The sequence below is a fragment of the uncultured Microbacterium sp. genome (genome assembly GCF_945952435.1).
Classification (GTDB): domain Bacteria; phylum Actinomycetota; class Actinomycetes; order Actinomycetales; family Microbacteriaceae; genus Microbacterium.
In genome coordinates this window covers 188,114-194,760 of record NZ_CAMFHZ010000001.1, presented here as the reverse complement: position 1 = coordinate 194,760, position 6,647 = coordinate 188,114, and the positions used below count along the sequence as shown (strand labels likewise).

General features: G+C 70.3%; 8 protein-coding genes. 6 read left to right on the top strand and 2 right to left on the bottom strand.

Annotated elements, in window-relative coordinates; translation table 11 throughout:
• The first annotated feature begins 348 nt into the window (after positions 1–348).
• Positions 349–651, top strand: a complete 303-nt coding sequence (locus tag Q0P88_RS00890; RefSeq protein WP_295010395.1) for a GIY-YIG nuclease family protein — start codon at positions 349–351, stop codon at positions 649–651.
• 308 nt (positions 652–959) lie between these two features.
• On the opposite strand, the gene paaK is transcribed toward Q0P88_RS00890, so the two are convergent.
• Both paaK and paaI read right to left on the bottom strand, forming a co-directional pair.
• Positions 960–2,258: a phenylacetate--CoA ligase PaaK gene (paaK, locus tag Q0P88_RS00885; RefSeq protein ID WP_295010394.1), complete on the bottom strand. Its 1,299-nt coding sequence runs from the start codon at positions 2,256–2,258 to the stop codon at positions 960–962.
• On the bottom strand, positions 2,255–2,671 hold the full coding sequence (gene paaI, locus Q0P88_RS00880; RefSeq protein ID WP_363316491.1) for a hydroxyphenylacetyl-CoA thioesterase PaaI: 417 nt from the start codon (positions 2,669–2,671) through the stop codon (positions 2,255–2,257). The genes paaK and paaI overlap by 4 nt, the downstream gene beginning before the upstream one ends.
• Positions 2,672–2,765: 94 nt before the next feature.
• On the opposite strand from paaI, the gene paaA reads away from it, so the two are divergent.
• Genes paaA through paaE form a run of 5 tightly spaced genes read left to right on the top strand, consistent with a single transcriptional unit; the run spans position 2,766 to position 6,634 of the window.
• The gene (gene paaA, locus Q0P88_RS00875) at positions 2,766–3,734 is read left to right on the top strand and encodes a 1,2-phenylacetyl-CoA epoxidase subunit PaaA (protein WP_295010393.1); all 969 of its coding nucleotides are present in this window, start codon (positions 2,766–2,768) and stop codon (positions 3,732–3,734) included.
• Positions 3,731–4,036 (top strand): 1,2-phenylacetyl-CoA epoxidase subunit PaaB, encoded by a 306-nt coding sequence (gene paaB / locus Q0P88_RS00870; protein ID WP_295010392.1) that lies wholly within the window; start codon positions 3,731–3,733, stop codon positions 4,034–4,036. The genes paaA and paaB overlap by 4 nt, the downstream gene beginning before the upstream one ends.
• A 32-nt stretch (positions 4,037–4,068) precedes the next feature.
• Positions 4,069–4,938: a 1,2-phenylacetyl-CoA epoxidase subunit PaaC gene (gene paaC, locus Q0P88_RS00865; protein ID WP_295010401.1), complete on the top strand. Its 870-nt coding sequence runs from the start codon at positions 4,069–4,071 to the stop codon at positions 4,936–4,938.
• Positions 4,935–5,414: a 1,2-phenylacetyl-CoA epoxidase subunit PaaD gene (gene paaD / locus Q0P88_RS00860; protein WP_295010391.1), complete on the top strand. Its 480-nt coding sequence runs from the start codon at positions 4,935–4,937 to the stop codon at positions 5,412–5,414. Before paaC ends, paaD begins: the two co-directional genes overlap by 4 nt.
• Complete coding sequence (paaE, locus tag Q0P88_RS00855; RefSeq protein ID WP_295010390.1) at positions 5,414–6,634, top strand: 1,2-phenylacetyl-CoA epoxidase subunit PaaE; 1,221 nt, start codon at positions 5,414–5,416, stop codon at positions 6,632–6,634. The genes paaD and paaE overlap by 1 nt, the downstream gene beginning before the upstream one ends.
• The last annotated feature ends 13 nt before the right edge of the window (positions 6,635–6,647 follow it).

Sequence of the window (6,647 nt, the reverse complement as noted above, 5' to 3'; positions counted from 1 at the left end):
CGAGGGCGCGGGGCTGGTGCTCTGTGTGGTCGTTGAGCGAGGGCGCGGGGCTGGTTCTCTCTGGGGTCGTTGAGCGAGGGTGGCGGAGCCGACCGAGACGAAACGCGGCTCCCCCGGGTACGGCGTTTCGTCTCGCGCCGCCTTCGGCGGTGCTCGCTCAACGACCCCGGGACAGGCTCGCTCAACGACCCCGGGACAGGCTTGCTCAACGGCCCCGGGACAGGCTCGCTCAACGACCCCGGGACGGGCTTGCTCAACGGCCCCGGGACAGGCTCGCTCGGGCGGCCCCGGGACAGGCTTGCTCGGGCGGCCCCGGAGGGTGTCGGAGGGTGGCGCTACGGTCGGCGGATGACGGGATACGCATACATCCTCCGGTGCGCCGACGGCACGTTCTACGCCGGCAGCACCAACGACCTGCAACGCCGGCTGGATCAGCACGCCGCGGGCGAGGGGGCGGCGTACACGCGTCGGCGACTGCCCGTCATGCTGGTCTGGCACGCCGAGTTCGAGCGCGTGGACGAGGCGTTCGCCTGGGAGAAGCGGATCCAGGGGTGGAGCCATGCGAAGCGCGCGGCGTTCATCGACGGAGGCCTCGAGGCGATCCGAGGGTGGAGCGCGGCGTCGCGTCGTGCCGCCGCGCGAAGGCGTTGATGAGCGACGGGTTGTTCCCCGGGGGAGCGAGGATGGCGGGAGCTCGTTCTCGGCGGGGTCGTTGAGCGAGGACGCGGAGCTGGTTCTCTGTGGGGGTCGTTGAGCGAGGACGGCGGAGCCGACCGAGACGAAACGCGGGCCTCCCGGGTACGGCGTTTCGTCTCGCGCCGCCCCAGAGAACCACGTTCGCTCAACGACCCCGGATAGTCGCGCCGATCCAGGGAACCACGTTCGCTCGACGACCCCGGATAGCCGCAACGCCCCCGGGAACCACGCTCCCTCGACGACCCCGCAACGACGGCACGGGGTCAGCGCAGGTCGTAGAGCCGCTTGTACTTGCCTTCGCTGCGGGGGAGGGCGCCGGGCTCCTCGACCTGCACGCCGACCGAGGTCCCGATGGATGTCTTGATGCGCAGCTTCAGCACTTCGGCCGCCGCGACCGCGTTCGCGCGGTCGATGTCGGGATGCCGTTCGATCCGAACCGTGAGGGCGTCGAGGTGCCCCTGCCGGGTCAGCTCCAGGATGAAATGCGGGGTCAGCGTCTCGATGCCGAGCGCGATCTCCTCGATCTGGGTGGGGAAGAGATTCACACCACGCAGGATGATCATGTCGTCGTCCCGACCGGTGATCTTCTCCATCCGCCGCATCGCGGGGTACGCGGTGCCGGGCAGCAACCGGGTGAGGTCGCGGGTGCGGTAACGGATCACAGGGAACGCCTGCTTCGTGAGCGAGGTGAACACGAGCTCGCCGGGCTCACCGTCCGGCACCGGCACCCCGGTCTCGGGGTCGATGATCTCGGGGAGGAAGTGGTCCTCCCAGATGTGCGGACCGTCCTTCGTGGCCGCCGCCTCCATCGCGACGCCCGGTCCCATGACCTCGCTGAGCCCGTAGATGTCGACGGCGTCGATGTCGAGGCGCTGTTCGATCTGGTGGCGCAGCTCGTTCGTCCAGGGCTCGGCGCCGAGGATCCCGACCTTGAGCGACGTCGAGCGCGGGTCGATCCCGGCCTCCTCGAGCGCATCGGCGATGGTGAGCAGATAGGTCGGCGTGCACATGATCGCGTCGGGCTCGAAGTCGTGGATGAGCTGGACCTGCTTCGCCGTCTGTCCCCCCGACATCGGGATCACCGTCGCGCCGAGTCGCTCGATCCCCGCATGCGCGCCGAGGCCGCCCGTGAACAGGCCGTAGCCGTAGGCGTTGTGCACCTTCCACCCCGCCCGCACGCCGGCGGCGCTCAGGGAACGGGCGACGAGGTCGGCCCAATTGTCGAGATCGGTCTGGGTGTAGCCGACCACGGTCGGGCGTCCCGTGGTGCCGGACGAGGCATGGATCCGCCGCACCTCCGCCATCGGCACCGCGAACATCCCGAACGGGTAGTACTCGCGCAGATCGGCCTTGGTCGTGAACGGCAGCTTCGCCACGTCGGCGAGGGTGCGGATGTCGTCCGGGTGCACTCCGGCGCGCTGGAACGCGAGCCGCGAGAACGGTACGTTCTCCCACGCGTGACGCACCGACCACTGCAGGCGCTCGAGCTGGAGGGCCTGCAGTTCGTCCGCGCTCAGAGCGAGGACGCCGTCGCGGACGGGGCCGGTGGCGAGGTCGGTCATGAGCGCTCCTCCGGGACGGGGCGGTTCGTGGTGACGGAGCGGCCGCGGAACTCGGCGACGACGTCGCCCGTCTCGTCGGTCACGGTGATGTCGTAGAGGCCGGTGCGGCCGTTGCGCGCACGTCGGGTGCCGGTCGCGGTGAGCACCTGCCCCTCGCGCGTGGAGGTGAGGAACGTGATGTCGGCGCCCGCGGCGACGGTGACGTTCTCGTCCTCGTTGCAGACGATCGCGAACGCGGTGTCGGCGAGCGCGAACACGAGACCTCCGTGCGTGATGTCGAAGCCGTTGAGCATGTCCTCGCGCACGGTCATCGACACGACGGCGCGGCCCGGCTCATCGACCTCGACACGCATCCCGAGGGCGGCGGAGGCGCGATCGCGGCGCATCATCGGCCGCAGGGGGGAATCAGTCACGGGTTCTCCTTCGAACGACGCTGTCCTTCTGCGGACGTTACGAGTGTGCCATAATAACTGTACGAACGGTAGGTAATTCACGGAGGAGTCGAGGATGACCACCCCACCCGCGGTTCTCGAGGCCGAGACGGATCCGCAGTCGCTCTTCGACGCGCTCATCGAGAACGAGCAGCGCATCGAGCCGCGCGACTGGATGCCCGAGGCGTATCGCAAGACGCTCATCCGTCAGATCTCCCAGCACGCGCACTCCGAGATCATCGGGATGCAGCCGGAGGGCAACTGGATCACGCGGGCCCCGAGCCTCAAGCGCAAGGCGATCCTGATGGCGAAGGTGCAGGACGAGGCAGGGCACGGGCTCTACCTCTACTCCGCCGCGCAGACCCTCGGCATCACGCGCGAGGAGATGATGCAGCAGCTCATCGACGGTCGGGCCAAGTACTCGTCGATCTTCAACTACCCCACGCCGAGCTGGGCGGACATGGGCGCGATCGGCTGGCTGGTCGACGGCGCCGCGATCTGCAACCAGGTGCCGCTGTGCCGGGCGTCCTACGGTCCGTACGGGCGTGCCATGGTGCGCATCTGCAAGGAGGAGTCCTTCCACCAGCGCCAGGGCTTCGAGATCCTTCTCACGCTCATGCAGGGATCCGAGGAGCAGCGGCGCATGGCGCAGGACGCGGTGGATCGGTGGTACTGGCCGGCGCTCGCGATGTTCGGCCCGCCGGACGACCAGTCGCCCAATTCCGCGCAGTCGATGCAGTGGCGGATCAAGCGCTTCTCCAACGACGACCTCCGCCAGCGCTTCGTCGCGATGCTCGTGCCGCAGGCAGAGATCCTCGGCGTCACGCTGCCCGATCCGGACCTGCGCTTCGACGAGGAGAGCGGACGCTACGAGATGGGCGAGATCGACTGGGACGACTTCTTCGAGGTGGTCCGCGGCAACGGCCCGTGCAACGCGGAGCGGATCCAGCGTCGCCGCGACGCGCACGACGAGGGCGCGTGGGTGCGCGAGGCCGCCGCGGAGTACGCGCGCAAGCAGGCCCTGCGGCAGGAGGTGGCGGCATGACCACGCCTGGAGCATCCCCCGAGGAGAGCTGGCCCCTGTTCGAGGTGTTCGTCCGTGCCAACCGCGGTCTCAGCCACGTGCACGTCGGTTCGCTGCACGCTCCCGACGCCGAGATGGCGATCCGCAACGCCCGCGACCTCTACACCCGCCGCGGCGAGGGCACATCGATCTGGGTCGTCGAGGCCGACGCCATCACCACGAGCGACCCCGACGACAAGGGCGCGTTCTTCGAGAGCCCCGCCGGTAAGAACTACCGTCACGCCGTGTACTACACGGCATCGGAGGGGGTGCCGCACCTGTGAGCGTCGAATCCGCGAACACGGCGCAGGAGACCCTGCACCAGGACGCGTCTGCACCCGCTACGGAGACCGGATCTCCTGCGTCGTGGTCGGACCCGCACGGCGAGGTCTCGGTCGACGAGCTCGCGCTCGCCGCGGAGCTCTCGGGTGGCGGGGAGCGCGCCGCCTCCGCCGACGTCGCGGAGTACGCGCTGTGGCTCGGCGACGACGCCCTGATCCTGTCCCAGCAGCTCGGCGCGTGGATCACCTACGCCCCCGAACTCGAGGAGGACGTGGCCCTGGGCAACATCGCGCTCGACCTGCTCGGGCACGCCCGCTCCTTCCTCCGCTACGCCGGATCCTGGGACGGACGCAGTGAGGACGACCTCGCGTACTTCCGCGACGAGTCCGGGTTCCGCAGCTGCTGGCTCGTGGAGCAGCCGAACGGCGACTTCGCCCAGACCATCGCACGGCAGCTGCTGGTGAGCACATACATGCGCGAGCTGTACTCCGCCCTGCGGTCGAGTGCCGATCCGACGTTCGCGGCGATCGCTGCGAAGGCCGTCAAGGAGGTCGACTACCACCGCGACCACGCCGTGCAATGGACCCTGCGCCTCGCGGGGGGGACCGACGAGTCCCGGCGGAGGATCGTTAGGGCCTTCGGGGACGTCTGGCCGTACGCGGCGGAGCTGTTCCGGGACGAGGCCCTCACGGATCGCCTCGGAGGAGTCGCTGTGCGGCCCTCGTCGCTGCGCGCGGGCTTCGACGCGGTCGTCGAGGCGGTGTTCGCCGAGGCCGAGTTGGAGCTCCCCCGCGGTTCGACCTCCGCCGGCGGCGGGAGGCACGGGGCCCACGCGACCGCGCTCGGGCACATCCTCGCCGAGATGCAGGTGCTCGCCCGCCGGCACCCGGGGGCGACGTGGTGAGCCGGCGCGACCGCGCGTGGGAGGTGGCCGCCGCGGTCAAGGATCCGGAGGTCCCCGTCCTGACGATCGAGGACCTCGGCGTGCTACGCGACGTCGCGGTCGACGGGGAGCGGATCCGCGTGGACATCACGCCCACCTACAGCGGGTGCCCCGCGATGGACACGATCCGGGACGACGTGCTCCTCGCGCTCACGCAGGCCGGCTTCGACGAGGTCGACGTGCGCCTCGTGCTCTCGCCGGCCTGGACCACCGACTGGATGAGCGCCGACGGCAAGCGCAAGCTGACCGAGTACGGCATCGCGCCGCCGAGCGGCCGGGCCCCGCACGGACCGATCCGCCTCGTGCTGGCCGTCCGCTGCCCGCGCTGCGGATCGCTCGACACCCGTGAGCTCTCTCGTTTCGGCTCCACCTCGTGCAAGGCGCTCTACGAGTGCCACGCCTGCCTCGAGCCCTTCGACCACTTCAAGGCGATCTGATGGCGCTCTGGCACCTGGGCGCCTCCGCGCCATCCCCGGCCGACGACCGCGCCGATCGGATGGCCGACACGCTGCTCGCCGGCGTCGTCGGCGGCCCGAGCGGATCCGATCCCGACGGAACGGGGTCCGTGCGGCGTCGCGCGCGGTTCCACGCGCTGGCCGTGCAGGAGGTCCGCCCGCTCACGGCGGACGCGATCGAGGTCACGTTCGCCGTGCCGGAGGCGCTGGAGGAGGAGTTCGACTACCTTCCCGGCCAGCACGTCGCGCTGCGCACCGAGATCGAGGGCCGCGAGGTGCGCCGGTCGTACTCCCTCTGTCGGCCGCCCGTCGCCGGTTCGGTCAGTGTCGCGATCAAGCGGGATCAGGGCGGGCGCTTCTCGACCTGGGCGCAGACGGGGCTGCAGGTCGGCGACGAACTGGACGTGATGAGCCCTCAGGGCACGTTCACCTCCGGACTCGCGGCGCTCGACGGTGCGCACGTCGCCGGGATCGCGGCAGGCTCCGGGATCACGCCGCTCATGGCGCTGGCCTCCGCGGTGCTCGCCCGCTCGGAGACGAGCGCGTTCACCCTCGTCTACACCAATCGGCGCGCGACCGACGTGATGTTCCTGGACGAGCTCGCGGACCTCAAGGACCGCTACCCCTCGCGTTTCGTGGTGCACCACGTGCTGACCCGGGAGCAGCGGTCCGCCCCTCTGCTCAGCGGCCGGATCGACGAGGCGCGGCTGCGCGGGATCCTCGACGACCTCGTGCGCCCGCAGACCGTGGACGAGTGGTTCCTCTGCGGTCCGTTCGACCTCGTGCAGCTCTGCCGGGATACGCTCGCCGACGTCGGCGTGGACGGCGACCACGTGCGCTACGAGCTCTTCACCACGGGGGAGCCGGGGCAGGAGCGGCCCGATGGCGGTCGACCCGTGGTGGTCTCCGCGGACGAGCCGGTGCGCACGATCGCGTTCACGCTGGACGGGCAGTCCGGATCCGTCGAGACGCCGGTGTCGGCGGACGAGTCGATCCTCAACGCGGCGCTGCGCGTGCGCCCCGACGTGCCCTTCGCGTGTGCGGGCGGGGTCTGCGGCACGTGCCGGGCCCGGCTCGTCGAGGGATCCGTGACGATGACCGAGAACTACGCGCTGGAGAAGGACGAACTCGACCGCGGATACGTCCTCACCTGTCAGTCCCACCCCACGTCGGAGCGCGTCATCGTCGACTACGACGTCTGACCACGCCCGACCA

Bases quoted from the DNA above. Each gene is read 5' to 3' on its own strand.
- Q0P88_RS00890 (WP_295010395.1), top strand. From the start codon at position 349: ATGACGGGATACGCATACATCCTCCGGTGCGCCGACGGCACGTTCTAC.
- paaK (WP_295010394.1), bottom strand. From the start codon at position 2,258: ATGACCGACCTCGCCACCGGCCCCGTCCGCGACGGCGTCCTCGCTCTG.
- paaA (WP_295010393.1), top strand. From the start codon at position 2,766: ATGACCACCCCACCCGCGGTTCTCGAGGCCGAGACGGATCCGCAGTCG.
- paaB (WP_295010392.1), top strand. From the start codon at position 3,731: ATGACCACGCCTGGAGCATCCCCCGAGGAGAGCTGGCCCCTGTTCGAG.
- paaE (WP_295010390.1), top strand. From the start codon at position 5,414: ATGGCGCTCTGGCACCTGGGCGCCTCCGCGCCATCCCCGGCCGACGAC.